Origin of the sequence: Streptomyces griseofuscus, from assembly GCF_014673495.1 — a bacterium.
GTDB classification, from domain to species: domain Bacteria; phylum Actinomycetota; class Actinomycetes; order Streptomycetales; family Streptomycetaceae; genus Streptomyces; species Streptomyces murinus.
In genome coordinates this window covers 6,796,066-6,813,666 of the sequence record NZ_CP051006.1, presented here as the reverse complement: position 1 = coordinate 6,813,666, position 17,601 = coordinate 6,796,066, and the positions used below count along the sequence as shown (strand labels likewise).

14 protein-coding genes are annotated in these 17,601 nt (G+C 73.1%); 3 read left to right on the top strand and 11 right to left on the bottom strand.

Annotated elements, in window-relative coordinates; translation table 11 throughout:
* Positions 1-966: 966 nt before the first annotated feature.
* On the top strand, positions 967-2,424 hold the full coding sequence (locus HEP81_RS31000) for a serine/threonine-protein kinase (RefSeq protein ID WP_078967124.1): 1,458 nt from the start codon (positions 967-969) through the stop codon (positions 2,422-2,424).
* Here the strand turns inward: HEP81_RS31000 and HEP81_RS30995 are convergent.
* The 9 genes from HEP81_RS30995 to HEP81_RS30955 form a co-directional block, all read right to left on the bottom strand.
* The gene (locus HEP81_RS30995; protein WP_037651106.1) at positions 2,391-3,209 is read right to left on the bottom strand and encodes a TrmH family RNA methyltransferase; all 819 of its coding nucleotides are present in this window, start codon (positions 3,207-3,209) and stop codon (positions 2,391-2,393) included. The two genes, HEP81_RS31000 and HEP81_RS30995, sit on opposite strands and share 34 nt — an antisense overlap.
* Positions 3,210-3,298: 89 nt before the next feature.
* Positions 3,299-4,531, bottom strand: a complete 1,233-nt coding sequence (gene cobA / locus HEP81_RS30990) for a uroporphyrinogen-III C-methyltransferase (protein ID WP_037651111.1) — start codon at positions 4,529-4,531, stop codon at positions 3,299-3,301.
* Between the two features lie 211 nt (positions 4,532-4,742).
* Positions 4,743-8,669 carry a nicotinate-nucleotide--dimethylbenzimidazole phosphoribosyltransferase gene (gene cobT / locus HEP81_RS30985; RefSeq protein WP_037651113.1) on the bottom strand — a complete coding sequence of 1,309 codons (3,927 nt, stop codon included), beginning with the start codon at positions 8,667-8,669 and terminating at the stop codon, positions 4,743-4,745.
* A gap of 335 nt (positions 8,670-9,004) precedes the next feature.
* Positions 9,005-10,228, bottom strand: coding sequence for a precorrin-6y C5,15-methyltransferase (decarboxylating) subunit CbiE (gene cbiE, locus HEP81_RS30980; protein ID WP_037651115.1), 1,224 nt, complete (start codon positions 10,226-10,228; stop codon positions 9,005-9,007).
* 92 nt (positions 10,229-10,320) lie between these two features.
* Positions 10,321-10,959: a GNAT family N-acetyltransferase gene (locus HEP81_RS30975; RefSeq protein WP_037651116.1), complete on the bottom strand. Its 639-nt coding sequence runs from the start codon at positions 10,957-10,959 to the stop codon at positions 10,321-10,323.
* 140 nt (positions 10,960-11,099) lie between these two features.
* Entirely contained in the window at positions 11,100-11,930 is an 831-nt protein-coding gene (locus HEP81_RS30970) for a MetQ/NlpA family ABC transporter substrate-binding protein (protein WP_037651117.1), read from the bottom strand.
* Positions 11,931-11,994: 64 nt separating this feature from the next.
* A complete protein-coding gene (locus HEP81_RS30965; protein WP_037651119.1) occupies positions 11,995-12,741 on the bottom strand; it encodes a methionine ABC transporter permease in 747 nt (248 codons plus the stop codon).
* A complete protein-coding gene (locus HEP81_RS30960; protein WP_037651121.1) occupies positions 12,738-13,772 on the bottom strand; it encodes a methionine ABC transporter ATP-binding protein in 1,035 nt (344 codons plus the stop codon). Before HEP81_RS30960 ends, HEP81_RS30965 begins: the two co-directional genes overlap by 4 nt.
* Before the next feature lie 395 nt (positions 13,773-14,167).
* Entirely contained in the window at positions 14,168-14,812 is a 645-nt protein-coding gene (locus HEP81_RS30955) for an HAD-IA family hydrolase (RefSeq protein ID WP_037651123.1), read from the bottom strand.
* Between the two features lie 70 nt (positions 14,813-14,882).
* On the opposite strand from HEP81_RS30955, the gene HEP81_RS30950 reads away from it, so the two are divergent.
* Together HEP81_RS30950 and HEP81_RS30945 are read left to right on the top strand one after the other, a co-directional pair.
* Positions 14,883-15,242 carry a hypothetical protein gene (locus tag HEP81_RS30950; protein ID WP_037651124.1) on the top strand — a complete coding sequence of 120 codons (360 nt, stop codon included), beginning with the start codon at positions 14,883-14,885 and terminating at the stop codon, positions 15,240-15,242.
* 2 nt (positions 15,243-15,244) lie between these two features.
* Positions 15,245-15,664: a hypothetical protein gene (locus HEP81_RS30945; protein ID WP_037651125.1), complete on the top strand. Its 420-nt coding sequence runs from the start codon at positions 15,245-15,247 to the stop codon at positions 15,662-15,664.
* A gap of 24 nt (positions 15,665-15,688) precedes the next feature.
* Here HEP81_RS30945 and HEP81_RS30940 read toward each other — a convergent pair whose 3' ends face one another.
* Positions 15,689-16,186, bottom strand: coding sequence for a GNAT family N-acetyltransferase (locus tag HEP81_RS30940; RefSeq protein WP_037651126.1), 498 nt, complete (start codon positions 16,184-16,186; stop codon positions 15,689-15,691).
* Positions 16,187-16,371: 185 nt separating this feature from the next.
* On the bottom strand, positions 16,372-17,553 hold the full coding sequence (locus tag HEP81_RS30935; protein ID WP_037651129.1) for a glycerophosphodiester phosphodiesterase: 1,182 nt from the start codon (positions 17,551-17,553) through the stop codon (positions 16,372-16,374).
* Positions 17,554-17,601 lie beyond the last annotated feature (48 nt).

Sequence of the window (17,601 nt, the reverse complement as noted above, 5' to 3'; positions counted from 1 at the left end):
CCCGCGCCCGGCGTCGAACCGCACCCGGAAAACGGCGATGCCGGCGCAGCTCCCCAGCTGCGCCGGCATATGTGCCGTCCGCCGCACCCCCGTCCCCACGGGGTTTCATGGATGGATGTCCCCGCCCGAACCGCTCTTTCGGGCCTGGGGTCGCCGCTCAGCGCCCCAGCATCGCACCCACGGACGACGCCTGTGTGGCCACCGTCTCCCAGCCGTCGAAGACGAGCAGGAGCAGGGCCGCCAGGGGAAGGGCCATGAGTGTCGCCACCAAGGGGTGGCGGCGACCCGCGCGGCGGGGTGCGAACGTGGGACGTCGCGGTGCCGGGTGGGTCATGGTCCCTCTCCTGACCGTCTCGTGTTGTCTTCGCAGCTGTCGTCTCTACAGCTGCTGTCTTCACAGCGGCGGGTGTCCGACCTCGGGGGACGAGCGCTGCACCCGCCGCTTGACCTCAAATCTAGGCGCGGGGCCCGAACCGGGCGTCATGCCCTCGTACCGATTGGCTGGCCTCCCGGAGGATGAGCCCCCGGCCGCGGTGTACTCCCCAGGGTGGAGAGCCGGTCCCCGGTCTCGGGGTCATCCCTGAGGTGTCGCCCCCCGTGTCGGGCATGTCGGATGCGGGCGGCGCCCCGGAACGCGTGACTTCGATCACTCGGGACGGTCATGGGGTGGCTGCCGGGCGGGCTTCGGGCGCCGGTCGGCGACGGGTGGGGCGGGGCGTCCCCGGTGGCTCGCGGGAAGGGCGGGAAGGGAGGGGGCCCCTGGTCGCGGCGGGGTCAACGTCCCCTTGGTCGCGCCCGGTTGACGGTGACGGCCGGTCAAGAGGGCAATGGGGGCTGCCGTCCTGACCCCGCCTCACCTCACCGGCGTGGCGCGCACAATCCGTCGCGCCGAGAGGGCGCGGCCTCTGCGCGCGGGCGGCCCGGGAAACGTAAGCTGTGCCACGTCAGAGGGACCGGGCAGCGGGGATGAACATGGCGATGATGCGCCTGAGGCGCGAGGACCCGCGCGTCGTCGGCTCGTTCAGGCTTCACCGACGGCTCGGCGCGGGCGGGATGGGCGTGGTCTACCTCGGCTCCGACAAGAAGGGCCAGCGGGTCGCGCTGAAGGTGATCCGGCCCGATCTCGCCGAGGACCAGGAGTTCCGCTCGCGTTTCGCGCGCGAGGTCTCCGCGGCCCGTCGGATCCGGGGTGGTTGCACGGCCCGGCTGGTGGCCGCCGACCTGGAGGCCGACCGCCCCTGGTTCGCCACCCAGTACGTCCCCGGGCCCTCGCTGCACGACCGGGTCGCCGACGAGGGAGCGCTGCTCGCGGCCGACGCGGCGGCGATCGGCGCGGCACTGTCCGAGGGTCTGGTCGCGGTGCACGAGGCGGGAGTGGTCCACCGGGACCTGAAGCCCTCCAACATCCTGCTGTCCCCCAAGGGGCCGCGGATCATCGACTTCGGCATCGCCTGGTCCACCGGCGCCTCCACCCTCACCCATGTGGGCACCGCCGTGGGCTCCCCGGGCTTCCTCGCGCCCGAGCAGGTGCGCGGCGCGGCCGTCACCCCGGCCACCGACGTCTTCTCGCTGGGCGCGACCCTCGCCTACGCCTCGACCGGCGACTCCCCCTTCGGACACGGCAGTTCGGAGGTGATGCTGTACCGGGTGGTGCACGAGGAGCCGCATCTGCACGGTGTGCCCGACGCGCTCGCCCCGCTGATCCGGGCCTGTCTCGCCAAGAACCCCGAGGACCGGCCCAGCACCCTCCAGCTGTCGCTGCGGCTCAAGGAGATCGCGGCCCGCGAGGCCCAGGGTCTGAGCGAGGCACGACCGCCGTCCCCGCGCGCGGCGGAGGCGGACCGGCCCACCGGGCGGCTCGTCGACACCTACCCCGAACCGCAGCGTGCCGCGCGCCGCCAGGCCCCCGGCACACCGTTGCCGGGCGGTGCGGCCCCCCGGAACGGGGTGCCCTCGCGGGGCGGTTCACGCGGTGGCGGTACTCCCTCGCGTCAGGGTGCGGCGCGGCCCGCCCCCGAGCAGCGGGGCAGCGGCGGCCCCCGGTCCACCGGTGGCAGCCGCGGCGGTGCCCGGCGTCCGGCGCCGCGCACCACGAGGACCGGGCTGCGCCCCGCCAACCCCCGCCTGCTGCGTCAGCGCCTCACCGTGTTCTTCGTGGTGACCCTGCTCGTGGCCCTCGGTATCGCCCTGGCCCAGGGCTGCCAGGGCCCGGCCCGGGGTCTGGGCGACGGGTCCGGGGGCGCGTCCGGCGGGAGCGCCGGGACGGGCGTACGGCAGTCACGGCAGCTGCCTGCCGACCACGCGCGGGCGGCCGGCGGCGAGGGGTCGTACGGCGACCCGTACGGGTCCTCCCCCACCTGGCGCGGCGCCGGAGCGCCGGAGAGTCCCGGTCAGGACCGGGGTCGTCCCGTCGCCACCGCGTAGAAGGCGACCGCGGCAGCGGCGCCCACGTTGAGCGAGTCGACGCCGTGGGACATCGGGATGCGGACCCATTCGTCGGCGGCGACCAGTGCCTGCCTGGACAGGCCGCCGCCCTCGGCGCCCAGCATCAGCGCGACCCTGTCCATGGTGTGCGGGGCGGCCTCGTCCAGGCTGCGAGCCTTCTCGTCCGGGGTGAGGGCGAGCAGGGTGAAGCCGGCCTCGCGGACCTGCTCCAGGCCCTTCGGCCAGTTCTCCAGGCGGGCGTACGGCACCGAGAACACGGCGCCCATCGACACCTTGACGCTGCGCCGGTACAGCGGGTCGGCGCAGTCGGGCGAGAGCAGCACGGCGTCCATGCCGAGGGCGGCCGCTGAGCGGAAGATGGCGCCGATGTTGGTGTGGTCGTTGACCGACTCCATGACCACCACGCGGCGGGCGGAGCCGAGCAGTTCGGCGGCGGTGGGCAGCGGCTTGCGCTGCATGGAGGCGAGGGCGCCGCGGTGCACGTGGTAGCCGGTGACGCGCTCGGCGAGTTCGGGGCTCACGGCGTAGACGGGGGCGGGAAGTTCGTCGATGACGTCGCGCATGACGTCGATCCACTTGGCCGAGAGCAGCATGGAGCGCATCTCGTAGCCGGCTTCCTTCGCGCGGCGGATGACTTTCTCGCCCTCGGCGATGAACAGGCCCTCGGCGGGCTCGCGCTTGCGGCGCAGCTCGACGTCGGTCAGGTCCGTGTAGTCGGCGAGGCGCGGGTCGTCGGGATCCTCGACGGTGATGAGATCGGCCACAGGGTGATACTGCCTTGTCCTGGGTGTGGTGCCAACGGCTGGGTAGAGGTGCGTTACCCGAGGTTACGCGTGATCAAGGGGGTATTCGGTCAGACGGCCCGATCGGGGCCCTCCGTCACGACCGCGCCGATCACGATGACCGCCGGGGGCTTCACGTCCTCGGTGCGGACGGTCTCGGCGACCGTGGCGAGGGTGGCGTCGACCCGGCGCTGCGCGGCCGTCGTGCCCTCCTGCACCAGGGCGACCGGGGTCTTCGGGGACTTGCCGTGCGCGACGAGCGTCTCGGCGATCTTCCCGATCTTGTCGACGCCCATCAGGATCACCAGGGTGCCGGTGAGCTTGGCCAGCGAGGGCCAGTCGACCAGCGAACGCGCGTCGTCGGGGGCGACATGGCCGCTGACGACCGTGAACTCATGGGCGACGCCCCGGTGGGTGACCGGGATGCCGGCCGCGCCCGGCACCGAGATGGAGCTGGAGATGCCCGGGACGACGGTGCAGGGGATGCCGGCCTCGGCGAGCGCCTGGACCTCCTCCATCCCGCGCCCGAAGACGAAGGGGTCGCCGCCCTTGAGCCGTACCACCGACTTGCCCTGCTTGGCGTGCTCGATCAGCGCGTTGTTGATGGCCTCCTGGGCCATGTAGCGGCCGTACGGGATCTTCGCCGCGTCGATCACCTCGACATGCGGCGGGAGTTCGGCGAGCAGGTCGCGGGGGCCGAGCCGGTCGGCGATGACGACGTCCGCCTCGGCGAGCAGCCGGCGGCCGCGGACCGTGATCAGGTCGGGGTCGCCGGGGCCGCCGCCGACCAGCGCGACGCCCGGGGCGCGGGTGCGGTGGTGGGGGGCGACCAGGGTGCCGTCGCGCAGGCCCTCGACGACCGCGTCGCGGATGGCGGCGGTGTGCCGGGGGTCGCGGCCGCGGGCGTCCGTGGTGAGGACGGCGACGGTGACGCCCTCGCTGGTGCCGGTGGCGGGGGTCCAGGCGGTGGCCAGGTCGGCGTCGTCGGAGCGGACGCACCAGACGCGGTGCCGCTCGGCCTCGGCGGAGGCGGCGGCGTTGGCGTCGGGGTCGCTGGTGGCGATGAGCGCGTACCAGGCGTCGGCGAGGTCGCCGTCCGCGTAGCGCCGCCGGTGCCAGATGAGCTCGCCCGTGTCCGCCATCGCCTCGACGGAGGGGGTCGCCTCCGGAGAGACGAGGACGATGTCCGCACCGGCCGCGATCAGGGCGGGCAGCCGGCGCTGGGCGACCTGCCCGGCGCCGAGGACGACCACGCGGCGGCCGGAGAGGCGCAGACCTACGGGGTAGGCGGGGTGTTCGGCCATGGCTCCTCCGGGGGCGTTGTGGTGGCCCTGACGTGCGGATTTTACGGTGACGGAGGGCGGTGGCGGGACGGGTGTCCGGGGGTTGGGCAGGGGCGGCCGGGCGCAGGGGGCGGATACCGGTCCCGGCGGGGCGGCGGGACCGGTTCGGACCCGGCGGGGCGGGGCGGCGACCCGCGCCACCCTGCCGAGGCCCTCCCCTCCCGCCGCGTGCCTACTTCTCCGTGACGCCCGCCGAGTCGAACGTCGCCACCTCGTGCATCGCTCTCGCCGCGCTCTGCACCAGCGGCAGGGCGAGCAGGGCGCCGGTGCCCTCGCCGAGGCGCAGGTCGAGGTCGACCAAGGGGCGCAGGCCCAGCTTGTTGAGGGCCGCGACATGGCCCGGCTCGGCGCTGCGGTGCCCGGCGATGCAGGCCGCGAGGACCTCGGGCGCGATGGCGCGGGCCACCAGGGCCGCGGCACCGGCGCTCACGCCGTCCAGGATGACCGGGGTGCGCAGGGACGCGCCGCCGAGCAGCAGGCCGACCATCGCCGCGTGCTCGAAGCCGCCAAGGGCCGCGAGGACGCCGATGGGGTCGGACGGGTCCGGCTGGTGGAGGTCCAGGGCGCGGCGGACCACCTCGGTCTTGCGGGCCAGCGTCTCGTCGTTGATGCCGGTGCCGCGGCCGGTGACCTCGGCCGGGTCGGTGCCGGTGAAGACGGAGATCAGCGCGGCGGACGCGGTGGTGTTGGCGATGCCCATCTCGCCGGTGAGCAGCGCCTTGTTGCCGGCCGCGACCAGATCGCGGGCGGTCTCGATGCCGACCTCGATGGCGGCCTTGGCCTCCTCGCGGCTCATCGCGGGCCCCGCGGTCATGTCGGAGGTGCCGCCGCGGATCTTGCGGGGCAGCAGTCCGGGGGTGGCGGGCAGGTCGGTGGCGACGCCGACGTCCACGACGCACACCTCGGCGCCGACCTGGGCGGCGAAGGCGTTGCAGACCGCGCCCCCGCCCAGGAAGTTGGCCACCATCTGGCCGGTGACCTCCTGGGGCCAGGGGGTGACGCCCTGGGCGTGCACACCGTGGTCGCCCGCGAAGATGGCGACGGCCGCGGGCTCCGGGATGGGCGGGGGGCACTGCCGGGACAGGCCCGACAGCTGCGCGGAGATGATCTCCAGCATGCCGAGCGCGCCGGCCGGCTTGGTCATGCGCTTCTGTCGCTCCCAGGCCTCACCGAGGGCCTTGGCGTCGAGCGGGCGGATCTGGGCGACGGTCTCGGCAAGCAGGTCGTGGGGTTCCTCTCCGGGCAGGGCGCGGCGGCCGTACGTCTCTTCGTGCACCACCCAGGACAGGGGGCGTCGCTTGGACCAGCCGGCCTGCATCAGCTCGGGCTCGTCCGGGAATTCGTCGACGTACCCGACGCACAGGTAGGCGATGACCTCCAGGTGCTCGGGCAGGCCGAGGGCACGCACCATCTCGCGCTCGTCGAAGAAGCTGACCCAGCCTACGCCCAACCCCTCGGCGCGGGCGGCGAGCCAGAGGTTCTCGACGGCGAGCGCGGCGGAGTACGGCGCCATCTGGGGCTGGGTGTACCGGCCCAGGGTGTGCCGGCCGCCGCGGGTGGGGTCGGCGGTGACGACGATGTTCACCGGGGTGTCGAGGATGGCCTCGATCTTCAGTTCCTTGAACTGCTTCGCCCGGCCCTTGGGCAGCGACTTCGCGTACGCCTCGCGCTGGCGCATGGCCAGTTCGTGCATGGTGTTGCGGGTGTCGGCGGACCGGATGACGACGAAGTCCCAGGGCTGCGAGTGGCCGACGGAGGGCGCGGTGTGCGCGGCCTCCAGGACGCGGAGCAGCACTTCGTGCGGGATGGGGTCGCTACGGAAGCCGTTGCGGATGTCGCGGCGCTCGCGCATCACCTTGAGCACGGCCTCGCGCTCGGCGTCGTCGTAGCCGGGGGCGGCGGGCCCGGTGGGCGCGGGTGCCTCCTCGGCCGGGGTCTCCCCCTGCTCGGCGACGGGCTCCGGGGCCTCGGCGTGCGGCAGGGTCTCCGCGGGCGGCAGGACCTCGGCCTCCCGGGGCGCGGGCACGGTGGCCCCGGACGCGGGTCCCTGGGCGGGCAGGACGAGGGGGTGCGGCGGGGTCGGCGCGAGATGCGGCGCGCTCGGCACCTGCCCCTCCACCGGCACGAACTCCCCGAGCGGCGGCTCGGGAGCCGGCTCCGGGAGAGCTCCGGGCAACTGCTCGGCGGGAGCGGGCTGTACGGGGGCGTCCGTCGGCACGAGACCCTCCGTCGGCACGGGGCTCTGCTGGGCCGGGTCCTCGGCGGGCATCTCGACCGGGGCGGGCATCGGGGCTTCGACGGGTGCCGGTACGGCCTGCGGCTGCTCGGGAGCGGCCGGGGCGACGGGTGCCGGTTCGGCGACGGCGTGCGGCTGCGCGGCCTCGGCCGCCACGGTGACCACGTCTGCCTGCGGGTCCGCGGCTACGGCGGCGACGGGCGCCGGGGTGACGTCCGTGGGCTGCTGGGGCGCGGGTACGGCGGGGTCGCCGGCCGGAACGGGCTCGGCGACGGGAGCCGCCTGGGCCACCGGCTGCGCCTGCTCCTGCGCCTCCGACTGGGGCTCCGGCTGCTGCGGGACGCCGGGCACGGCCGGGGCTTCCTGGACGACGGGCTCCACCGGCTGCGGGGCCTGGACCTGCTGGGCGTCCGGAGCGGCGGCCACCTCGACGGCCTCGACCGGCTGGGCCTGCTCGACCGGGACGGCCACGGGCTCGACGGGCTGCGCGGACTGAGCCGCCTCGGCGGCGACGGGCTCGACCGGCTGGAGCACCTGGACGGGCTCGACGGCGACCGCTTCGACGGCGACGGGCTCGACCGGCTCGATGACCTGCACGGCCTCGACGGCCTCAGCCGTGACCGGCTCGGCCTGCTCGGCGGCCTCGACGCCAGGAGCCACGGCTCCGGGAACCTGCTGGACCGCCTCGACCGGCTCGGTCACCTGGACGGGCTCGACGGCGACCGACTCGACGGCAACCGGCTGGACGGCCTCGGCGACCGGCGCGGCGGCACCGGGAACCTGGGCCTCGGCCTGCACGGGCGCGGCGGCCTGCGGCGCACCCTCCGCGGGAGCCGCCGCCTCGACGGCCTGGGCCTCCTGGACCTGCTGCGCGGGAACGGCCGCTTCCGCGACCTCGACCACCGGGGCGTCCGGCACCGGCACGCTCTCCGCGCCCTCGGCCACCACCTGCTGGGAAACCTCGGGTCCCTGCGGAACCTGCGGCGCCGGCACGCCGTCCTGACTGTCGACGGGCCGCGGACCGTCGTGGTCCTGTACGACCTGCTCGGGGGCGGGCACGGCGGTCACCTGCGCGGCGACCTCACCGGCGGCCTCCGGCGTCCCGACGAGCGCCGGGTCAACCGTTTCGGCGACCGGCGCCTGCGGCGCTTCCGCGGCGACCGGCTCGGCCTCCGCACCCGGCACCCCGGGAACGGCGACGACCGCGTCCGGCGCCACGCCCGGCGCCTCGGCATCGGCGGCCGCGTCGGCGACCTGCTCCGGCGCCTCGACGGGGACCGGCACGGCCTCCACGGCGGCCACCGGCACACCGATCACCTGGACGGCGACCTGTCCGGTCTCCGCCACGCCCGGCGCCTGGGCGGCGTCCGGGGCGGTCTCCGCCTCGCCCGGTACCTGGCCGATGACCGGCGCGGCCACGGCCGTACCCGCCGGAGCCGCGCCCCAGGGGGCCGCGCTCTGCGGGCCCATCTCCCGGAGGGGCTGGGCGTCGAGGTACTCGGGACCGCGGTCGGCGAGGGAGCGGACCGGTCCCGCGGAGGCGTCGGGGATGAGCGGGCCGAGGTGCAGCGGGCGGCGCGGCGCCGAGGTCTCCTGCGCGGACGGGAGGCGGACGCCGCCCAGGTCCACGGAGCCCGTGTCGTGGCCGGAGGCCTCGTGCAGGGTCTCGACCACCGGCTCCGGAGCGGGCGGCGGCACTTCGTTGCCCCATGCGCCCTGGGCGCCCGGCAGCAGCAGGTCTTCGTCCTCGGCGGGGGCCTCGGAGAGGTAGGTGTACGCGCCGTGCGCGGTGACGCCCGGCTGCTCCACCATGCCTGCGCTCTCCGGCTGTCCCTCGCTCGGGACCTGGCCGGTGTCGGTCATGCGTACCCCTCGCCCCATCGGTTAGTGCTTCTACGACCAGCTCACCCGGAACGGCACACCGACCGCCCCATAGTGAAGAACGAGCGTCCGTGCCCAGCGGCACGAACGACCCGCCGGAAAAGGCGACAAAGCCATTCAGTGGCATTGTCCCGGTCGTTGCGCCGTCGCGACAGCATGATCCGCGACAGGCCGCTGTGGACTACGCCACGTTGCGCGTCCACGGGTTCGCCGTACCACCCCGACCCAAAACGGGCGTGCGTTCCGGACATTGGCGAACGAAGTTCCGGGCCACCGGTGCGGTACAACGATCGGCCAGCCTACCGCGCGCGGTACGACTACCGGATCACGGGGCGATCGGACAGTACGCCGCTGAGCAGGAACGCGACGTTCCGTTCGGTCTCCCGCCAGGCCCGGGTGTCGAGTTCGACGGACTGGAGCAGGGCGCACTCGACGCGGTATCCGTGCTCGGTCAGGTCGCGGCCGACGAGTTCGGCCGCATCGCGGGTCGCGGCGTGGGCGACGATGCGCTGCGGGCGCCGGTCGGCGACCGCCGAGACCACGGCCGCTCCCCCGCCGCCGACCCGGACCACATCGGGTTCGGGCAGGTCCTCCAGGACGTGCGGGGCGCTGCCGTGCACCACCTGGAGCTGGACTCCGTAGCGGCGGGAGGCGGCGTCGGTGCGGGCGCAGGCGGCCGGGTCGCGGTCGACGGCGATGACGGCGGCGCCGGCGCGCGCCGCCTCGACGGCGAACGCGCCGGAGCCGCAGCCGATGTCCCAGACGAGGTCGCCGACCCGGGGCCCGAGGCGGCTGAGTTGGGCGGCGCGCAGCAGCTCGGTCTCGCCCTCGCCGAGCGCGGTGCCGTCGCCGTACGCCTCGTCGGGCTGGACCCAGCCGCGCGGGCCGGCGCCCGGGTCGCGGCCGGCGATCCAGCCGCCGTCCTCGGCCGCGCTCACCGGGCCGCCGATGACGATGACGACGTTGGGGTCGCGCCAGGTGTGGTCGGGGGCTTTGTCGGAGGTGACGACGGAGACCTGTTCGCGTTCGGTGCCCAGTTCCTCGCAGATGACGAAGGTGCGGTGGACACCCGCGAGGAGCAGGCCGAGTTCGGCGGGGCCCGCGCCCGGTGAGGTGAGGACGGCCACCTTGGCGTGGGCGCGGCAGACGTTCACGGCCCGGCGCAGGGTGCGCGGGTGGGCGACGACGACCTGGGCGTCGTCCCAGGGCATCCCGGCGCGGGCGAAGGCGGCGGCGACGGAGGAGACGCCGGGGACGACCTCCACCTCCAGGCCGAACTCCGGTGCGCGCAAGGTGCGTACGACACCGAAGAAGCCGGGGTCGCCGTCGGCGAGCACGACCGCGGTGCCGCGGTGGCCGGCGATACGGCGGGCGGCGAGCGCGACGCTGCCGAGGCGGATGCGTTCGGCGAAGGGCGGGACCTCGGGCAGTGCCAGATGGTGGGCCGCGCCCGCCACGAGGGTGGCGGCGCCGAGCGCGGAGCGTGCCGCCTCGGTCAGCGGCGAGCCGTCCCAGCCGATCACCGTGACCCGGTCGGCCATCGTCGTCCATCTCCAGGTTTTCGCAGGTCGTCAGGGGTACAGGGCCCGTGGGCGGGCTCCGTGAGGGTACCCGGTCGGGCGGCCGTCGGAAATCAGTTCCAGTCGGCGTACGACGTGAAGCCGCTGGTGTCGGCGAGCTGCTCGTCGGCGCCCTCCAGGTCCTCCGGCAGCAGGCTCCACACGATGAAGTCGGTGCGCAGATCGGCCCAGCCGCCGTCCTCGGTGCGTACATGGACTATGCACGCGTTGCGCAGCACGCCCTCGCTGATGCAGCCGATCTTCTGGGCGACCTGCTGGGAGGCGGTGTTGTCGGCGGCGGTGCGCAGTTCGATGCGCTCGAAGCGCTGGTCGCCGAAGAGCCAGCGGGCGGTGGCGAGCGCGGCCTCGGAGGCGTAGCCCTCGCCGCGGGCCCAGGGGGCGACGATGTACGACAGCTCGGTGCCGCGGATGCGCCAGTCGGTGCGGGTCAGCCGGACGATGCCGACCAGACGCTGGGTGAGGAACTCCGTGACGGCGAGGTCGAGTCCGCGGCCCGCGGCGCGTTCGGCGGGCGCGTGCTGGGTGATCCAGTGGCGGGCGCCGGCCTCGGTGAACGGCTGGGGCACCTCGGTCCAGGCGGCGACCTGCTCGTCGTTCATCATCTCGGCCAGTGCGGGTACGTCGTCCTCGTCGAGGGGGCGCAGCACCAACCGCTCCGTGCTGATGGAGATGTTGGGGAAGGTGCTTGTCATGCGCCGCTCCGTAACCTTCGGAAGTACCTGCTGAACTGCCCAGCATGCAGCATGAAACCACTGAACCGCACGACGGGGTCCACTCCCGGTGAGGGAGCGGACCCCGTGCGTCGCGATGCCGTGCGCTGCCGGTGGCCGGATCAGAAGGACGGGATGACCGAGCCCTGGTACTTGTCCTCGATGAACTTCTTGACCTCGGGCGAGGTGAGGAGCTTGGCGAGCTTCTTGACCCGGGGGTCGTTCTCGTTGCCCTTCTTCACCGCGAGGAAGTTGCCGTAGGGGTTGTTCTTCGCGGACTCCAGGATGAGGGCGTCCTTGGCGGGCTTGAGGCCCGCGGAGATGGCGTAGTTGCCGTTGACGACCGCCGCGTCCACGTCGTCCAGGGAGCGCGGGGTCTGGGCCGCCTCGACCTCCTTGAACTGGAGGTGCTTGGGGTTCTTGGCGATGTCCTCGGGGGTGGCGTCGTTGCCCGCGCCGGACTTGAGGGTGATGAGCCCGTTGTCGGCGAGCAGCTTGAGGGCGCGGCCCTCGTTGACGGCGTCGTTGGGGACGGCGACGGTCGCACCGCTCTTCAGCTCGTCCGCCTTCTTGACCTTGTGGGAGTACAGGCCGAGGGGCTCCAGGTGCACCGTGACGACGGGCACGATGTGGGTGCCGCGCTTCTTGTTGAAGTCGTCCAGGTACGGCTGGTTCTGGAAGTAGTTGGCGTCCACCGAGCCGTCCTCGGTCGCCGTGTTCGGCGTGATGTAGTCGGTGAACTCCTTGACCTGGAGGTCGAGCCCGGCCTTCTTCGCGAGGTTCTTCTCGACGAAGTTCAGGATCTCGGCGTGCGGGACCGGGCTGGCGGCGACGACCAGCGGGCCGCTGTAGTCATGGGAGGCGGAGGACTTGCCGGAGCCGCAGGCGGTCAGCCCGAAGGTGAGGGCTCCGGCGGCGAGGACGGCGGTGGTGAGCTTGGCGGTGTTACGCACGAAAAGTGCCTTTCCTTAAGGGTGGTGCGACCCCGTGTGGGTGACGGGGAGTCTCAGGGTGCCGTTAGGCGGCCTTGGTGACCTCTGCCGTGTCCGGCTTCTCGGTCTCCTCGGCCTTCAGCAGCCGCAGCTTGGGCGCGGGGCCCGAGCGGCCGCCGCGGTGGTGCAGGGCGCGGGCCGCGAAGTCGCCGGCGAACTGGATGAGGGAGATGACGACGGCGAGGATGCCGACGGTGATCCACATCAGCTCGGTCTCGAAGCGCTGGTAGCCGTAGCGGACGGCGAGGTCGCCGAGGCCGCCGCCGCCGACAGTGCCGGCCATGGCGGAGTAGCCGATGAGGGCGATGACCGTGGTGGTGGTGCTGGCGATCAGGGAGGGCAGGGACTCGGGGACGAGCACCTTGCGGACGATGGTCCAGGTGTTGCCGCCCATGGACTGCACGGCCTCGACCAGCCCGCCGTCCACCTCGCGCACGGCCGTCTCGACCAGCCGGGCGAAGAAGGGGATGCCGCCGATGGCGAGCGGTACGACGGCGGCGGCGGTGCCGATCGTCGTCCCGGTGACCCAGCGGGTGAAGCTCATCAGGGCGACCATCAGGATGATGAACGGCAGCGAGCGGCCGACGTTCACGATCTGGCCGATCACCTTGTTCGCGACGACGTTCTGGAGCAGGCCCCCGCGGTCCGTGAGGACGAGGAGGAGGCCGAGCGGGAGGCCCACGACGATGGCGATCAGGGTGGACCAGAGCACCATGTCGAACGTCTGGGTACACGCGTCCGACAGCAGCGGCCGCATCTCGGACCAGGTCACTTGGCACCTTCCTTCACCAGTGCGGCCTCCTGGCCCACGACGTCGATCTGGAGCCCCTGCTCGCGCAGGAAGCCGATGGGCACCACGTTGTCCTCGTAGTGGCCGGGCAGCTCGATGCGCATCCGGCCGATCTGGAGCCCGCCGACGGTGTCGATGGCGGCGCCGAGGATCGAGATGTCGATGTTGTAGGTGCGCGACAGCTGGGAGATGACCGGCTGGGTCGCGGCCTCGCCGTGGAAGGTGACGTCGAGGACGGTGCGCTCGGCGCCGGTGCGCTCGCCGCTCACCGGGAACAGCGCGGCGGCCAGCTGCGAGCCGGGGGTCGCCAGCAGCTCGCTGACCGTGCCGGACTCCACGATCCGGCCCTTTTCCATCAGGGCGGCGGAGTCGCAGATCGACTTGACCACGTCCATCTCATGGGTGATGAGCAGGACGGTGAGGCCGAGCTGCCGGTTCAGGTCGCGCAGCAGCTGGAGGATGGCGCGGGTGGTCTCCGGGTCGAGGGCGCTGGTGGCCTCGTCGGAGAGCAGCACCTTGGGGTCGCCGGCCAGGGCGCGGGCGATGCCGACGCGCTGCTTCTGGCCGCCGGAGAGCTGGGCTGGGTAGGACTTGGCCTTGTCGGCGAGGCCGACCAGGTCCAGCAGCTCCAGCGCCTTGCGGGAACGTTCCTTCCCGGAGGTGCCGAGGATTTCCAGCGGCAGCTCGATGTTGTCCTGCACGGTCCGCGAGGACAGCAGGTTGAAGTGCTGGAAGACCATGCCGATCCGGCTGCGCGCCCGGCGCAGTTCCCGGCCCGCGCGTGGGCCGCGGCCGGCCAGGGCGGTGAGGTCCTGCCCGGCCACGGTCACGGTGCCGGAGGTGGGGCGCTCCAGCAGGTTGACGCAGCGGATGAGCGAGGACTTGCCGGCGCCGGACTGGCCGATGACGCCGTAGACCTCGCCCTCGCGGACGTGGAGATCGACGCCGTCGAGGGCGGTGACATCGCGGCCGCGGGAGCGGTAGACCTTGGTCAGGCCCGATGTGGTGATCACAGGATTTCCGTCACTGTCGAGTGCGCGGGCGCGGGTGTGCCCGGGCACGGGTGCGTTGCGTGCGTTCGTGGGGTACGCGGCACGGTTCTCGGGTGGCGGTGCAGTGGAGAGAACGTGGTGTGCGCGGTACGGCCCTCGGGTCCCGCTCGCCCGGGTGGGGGCGCGGGACGGGCCGCGGCTCTCGCTTCGGGGCGCGAGGCTCAGATGGTGCGGGGGCCCTCTAGAAGGCGCACATTCGACACGGACACAGACAAACAGCACCGGGCGTCATGGTCGCCTCGGTCGCAGGGATGCGGCTGTTCGTCGTGGTCATGCGGCCCAGTAAAGCAGAAGCCCGCCGGGGAGCGGTGGCCGCCGTCCGCATAGTGGACAGCGGCGGACACCTCGGGGCGGGCTCAGTCGCGGACGGAGATCTCCACTCCCCCGTCGGTGACCAGTGCGCGCAAGGCCGCCAGGTCGTCCACGACGAGGTCGGCGTCGAGCTCCTCGGCCCGGTGGGTTGTGGCCAACGCCACGGTCCGCATGCCGGCCGCGCGGGCCGCGCGCAGTCCCGCGGGGGCGTCCTCGAAGACCACGCAGTCGGCGGGCTCCGCGCCGAGCTGCCGGGCGGCCAGTAGATAGGGCTCCGGGTCGGGCTTGCCCCGGCTCACGTCATCGGCGCTGACCAGGCACTTCGGGGTGACGCCCACGGCCGTTAGGCGGGCCTCGGCGAGCCGGCGGGTGGCGGAGGTGACCACGGCCCAGCGGTCGGCGGGCAGTGCGTCCAGGAACTCCCGGGTGCCGGGCAGCAGCCGTACGCCGGACACGTCCGCCACCTCCAGCTGCTCGACCCGGGCGACGGCCTGGGGCACCACATCGTCGGGCAGCAGGTCGGCGATGATCTCGGCCGCGGTACGGCCGTGCAGCTCCACCTGTCCGAACCGCTCGGCCGTCACGCCGCACTCCTGGGCCCAGAGCGTCCAGCAGCGCACGACGGAGTCGTAGGAGGAGACCAGGGTGCCGTCGTTGTCGAACAGGAGAGCGTGCGCGTGGATCGTCATGGCCTCGACCCTACGGCGTACGGCGGGGTCGGCGGCGTTGGCCCGATTCCGCCGTAATAAGGTCGACCGCATGCTCACTGTCCTGACGCTGGTGACCGGGGTCGCCGCGCTGCTGCTCGCCGCGTGGTGCGGCTGGGCCGCCTATCGTGACCAGCCGACGAAGGACTGGCACTTCATCGGTATGGCCGTGGTGTCGCTGCTGGGCGTGATCCAGCTGGTGATCGGGATCGTGCAGCTGGCCCGGGGCGAGAAGCCGGAGCAGGGGACCGCGATCTTCGTGGCGTATCTGCTGGGCGCGTTCGCGTGTGTGCCGGCCGCGGGCTTCATGTCGCTGGCCGAGCGGACCCGGTGGGGTTCGGTGACGGCCGCGGCGGGCGGCGTGGTGCTGGCCGTGCTTCAGGTCCGGCTCTTTGACATCTGGGGAGGCTGAGGATGACGACGGTCGAGGAGAAGCCGGCCCGGTTGATCAGCGGGCCGGGAATGCTGCTCGTGTGGTTCTACGGCGTGATGGTCGTCGGCGCGGTGTCGCGTTCCGTCTACCAGATCGCGACGGACTTCGGACGGGCGCCGCTCGCGTACGCGCTGTCCGCGGTCGCCGGGCTGATCTACGCGTTCATCACCTACACCTTGGTGCGGGGCGGGGACGTGGCCCGGCGGGCGGCGCTGCTGTGCTGCGGGGTCGAGTTGGCGGGTGTGCTGCTCGTCGGCACATGGACGGTGGTCGATCCCTCGGCGTTCCCCGACTCCACGGTGTGGTCCGACTACGGGATGGGCTACGTGTTCATTCCCGTGCTGCTGCCCGTCTCCGCGATGTACTGGCTGCGGAAGGCGCGGTCGCAGGGGGCCGGCTGAGCCACGTGGGCGGGCGCGCGGCCCTCACGCCGTAGCCACATAAGTGGCCGCCGGCTTCTCCAGCACGATCAGGTCCACCCCGTCCGTTCCCTTCGCCCTGCCCACCGGCTCGTAGCCGACGCGGCGGTAGAGGCGCAGGTTGCCCTCGCTGCGGTGGCCGGTCTGGAGGCGGAAGAGGGTGGCGCCGCGCGCCCCCGCCAGGTCGGCCTCGGCGGCGCGCAGCAGCCGGGCGCCGATGCCATGGCCCTGGAGGCGGGGGTGGACGCAGAGGCGGGCGATCGCGGCCGAGCCGTCCTCGGTGATCCTGCCGCGGACGGCGCCGATCACCTCGTCGCCGAGCCGGGCGACGAAGACGCAGTCGACGCCGATCTCGCGGCGGACGGCGTCGAGGGTCTCGACGAGCGGGTCGATGCGGTAATTGCCGTACAGCTGCGCCTCGCTCTGGAAGCACAGGTACTGGAGGCGGAAGATCTCCTCCGCGTCCTGTTCGGTCGCCACCGAGATGGTCACGCTCATGCCCATGTGCGCATGCCTCCCGCTCACCTGATCATCTGCTGTCCCCCCACACTCCTATCCCCGCGCTCGACGGGAAGCAACCTTCGTCGCGCGGGGACGCCCTGTGACATAGCCAACTCCCCGCGATCTCCCGGCGGACCTGGGCCTTCCGGGAGATCGCGGGGGCGGCGACACGGCGTCAGGTACGCGGGTCAGCCCAGGAAGTCGGCGCGGGCCAGGACGCCGGTGTCGGCGTTGTCGGTGAAGACGCCGTCGATGCCGGTCGCGAAGTACGCCTTGAAGGCGCCGAACGGATCGCCGTAGCCGTCGGCCGCGCCGCCCTTGCGGAACTCGGTGGGCAGGAAGGGGTTCTCGTTGCGCATGGTGTAGGGGTGCAGGATCAGGCCGACCCGGTGCGCGTCGGAGACCAGGGTGGAGGGCTCGGCGAGGGAGCCGTCCGCCTTCTTGGGGATGACGAGGTCCAGGGTGGGGCCGATTCCCTGGGCGTAACCGGCGATCTCCCGCAGGCCCTTGGGGGTGATCAGATCGGCGACCGTGCGCGGATCGCCCGCCGCCACGAAGTCGAAGGGGCGGCTGTCGGCCGTGGACAGCAGCACCACGAGCGGGTTGTCGACCAGCTGGTTCAGCCGCTGGATGCTGGTGGGCTCGAACGACTGGAGGATCACCGGGGAGTTGCGGGTGTCCTTGCCGTGCTTGCGCAGCAGCTTGGCCACCCGCTCCTCCAGGGCGAGGCCCAACTCGCGGAAGTAGGTGGGGTGCTTGGTCTCGGGGTAGATCCAGACCTGCTTGCCGCGCTTGCGGGTCTGCTCGTCCTGCCACTTCAGGACTTCCTCGAAGGTGGGGATCTCCCAGCGGCCGTTGTAGAGCTTGTTGTGCGGCCGGTTGTCCGGGATGCGCTCGATCGCGCGCAGCGTCTTCAGCTCGGCGAGGGTGAAGTCCTCGGTGAACCAGCCGGTGGTGGGGACGCCGTCGAGCACCTTGGTGGTCTTGCGGCCGGCGAACTCGGGGTGGTCCGCGACATCGGTGGTGCCACCGATCTCCGGTTCGTGCCGGCAGACCAGATGGCCGTCCTTGGTGGGGCACAGGTCGCCGGCCTCGACGATGTCGGCGCCGAGGTCGAGGGCCAGTTCGTAGGAGCCGAAGGTGTGCTCGGGGCGGTAGCCACTGGCGCCGCGGTGGCCGACGATGGTCGGCACCGGCAGGCCCTTGAGGCCGCGCGCGGTGCGCTTGGCCGCCGGGGCCTCGGCGGCCCGGGCGGTGCCGGACAGTCCGAGGACCGCGCCGCTCGCGCCCAGCATCGCGGCGCCGAGGAGCGCCCGCCGTCCCGTGACCTGCGTCTGTGGCTGCGTCTCGTTCGTACGTTCGGTTCCCATGGCGGCCTCCTGCCGTCTTCTGTCTTCTTCGCTCATCAGTCCGACGCT

What these genes read in the sequence shown, in the direction of transcription:
- HEP81_RS31000 (WP_078967124.1), top strand. Translation starts at nt 967, where the DNA reads ATGAACATGGCGATGATGCGCCTGAGGCGCGAGGACCCGCGCGTCGTC.
- cobA (WP_037651111.1), bottom strand. Translation starts at nt 4,531, where the DNA reads ATGGCCGAACACCCCGCCTACCCCGTAGGTCTGCGCCTCTCCGGCCGC.
- cobT (WP_037651113.1), bottom strand. Translation starts at nt 8,669, where the DNA reads ATGACCGACACCGGCCAGGTCCCGAGCGAGGGACAGCCGGAGAGCGCA.
- cbiE (WP_037651115.1), bottom strand. Translation starts at nt 10,228, where the DNA reads ATGGCCGACCGGGTCACGGTGATCGGCTGGGACGGCTCGCCGCTGACC.
- HEP81_RS30975 (WP_037651116.1), bottom strand. Translation starts at nt 10,959, where the DNA reads ATGACAAGCACCTTCCCCAACATCTCCATCAGCACGGAGCGGTTGGTG.
- HEP81_RS30955 (WP_037651123.1), bottom strand. Translation starts at nt 14,812, where the DNA reads ATGACGATCCACGCGCACGCTCTCCTGTTCGACAACGACGGCACCCTG.
- HEP81_RS30950 (WP_037651124.1), top strand. Translation starts at nt 14,883, where the DNA reads ATGCTCACTGTCCTGACGCTGGTGACCGGGGTCGCCGCGCTGCTGCTC.
- HEP81_RS30945 (WP_037651125.1), top strand. Translation starts at nt 15,245, where the DNA reads ATGACGACGGTCGAGGAGAAGCCGGCCCGGTTGATCAGCGGGCCGGGA.
- HEP81_RS30940 (WP_037651126.1), bottom strand. Translation starts at nt 16,186, where the DNA reads ATGGGCATGAGCGTGACCATCTCGGTGGCGACCGAACAGGACGCGGAG.
- HEP81_RS30935 (WP_037651129.1), bottom strand. Translation starts at nt 17,553, where the DNA reads ATGGGAACCGAACGTACGAACGAGACGCAGCCACAGACGCAGGTCACG.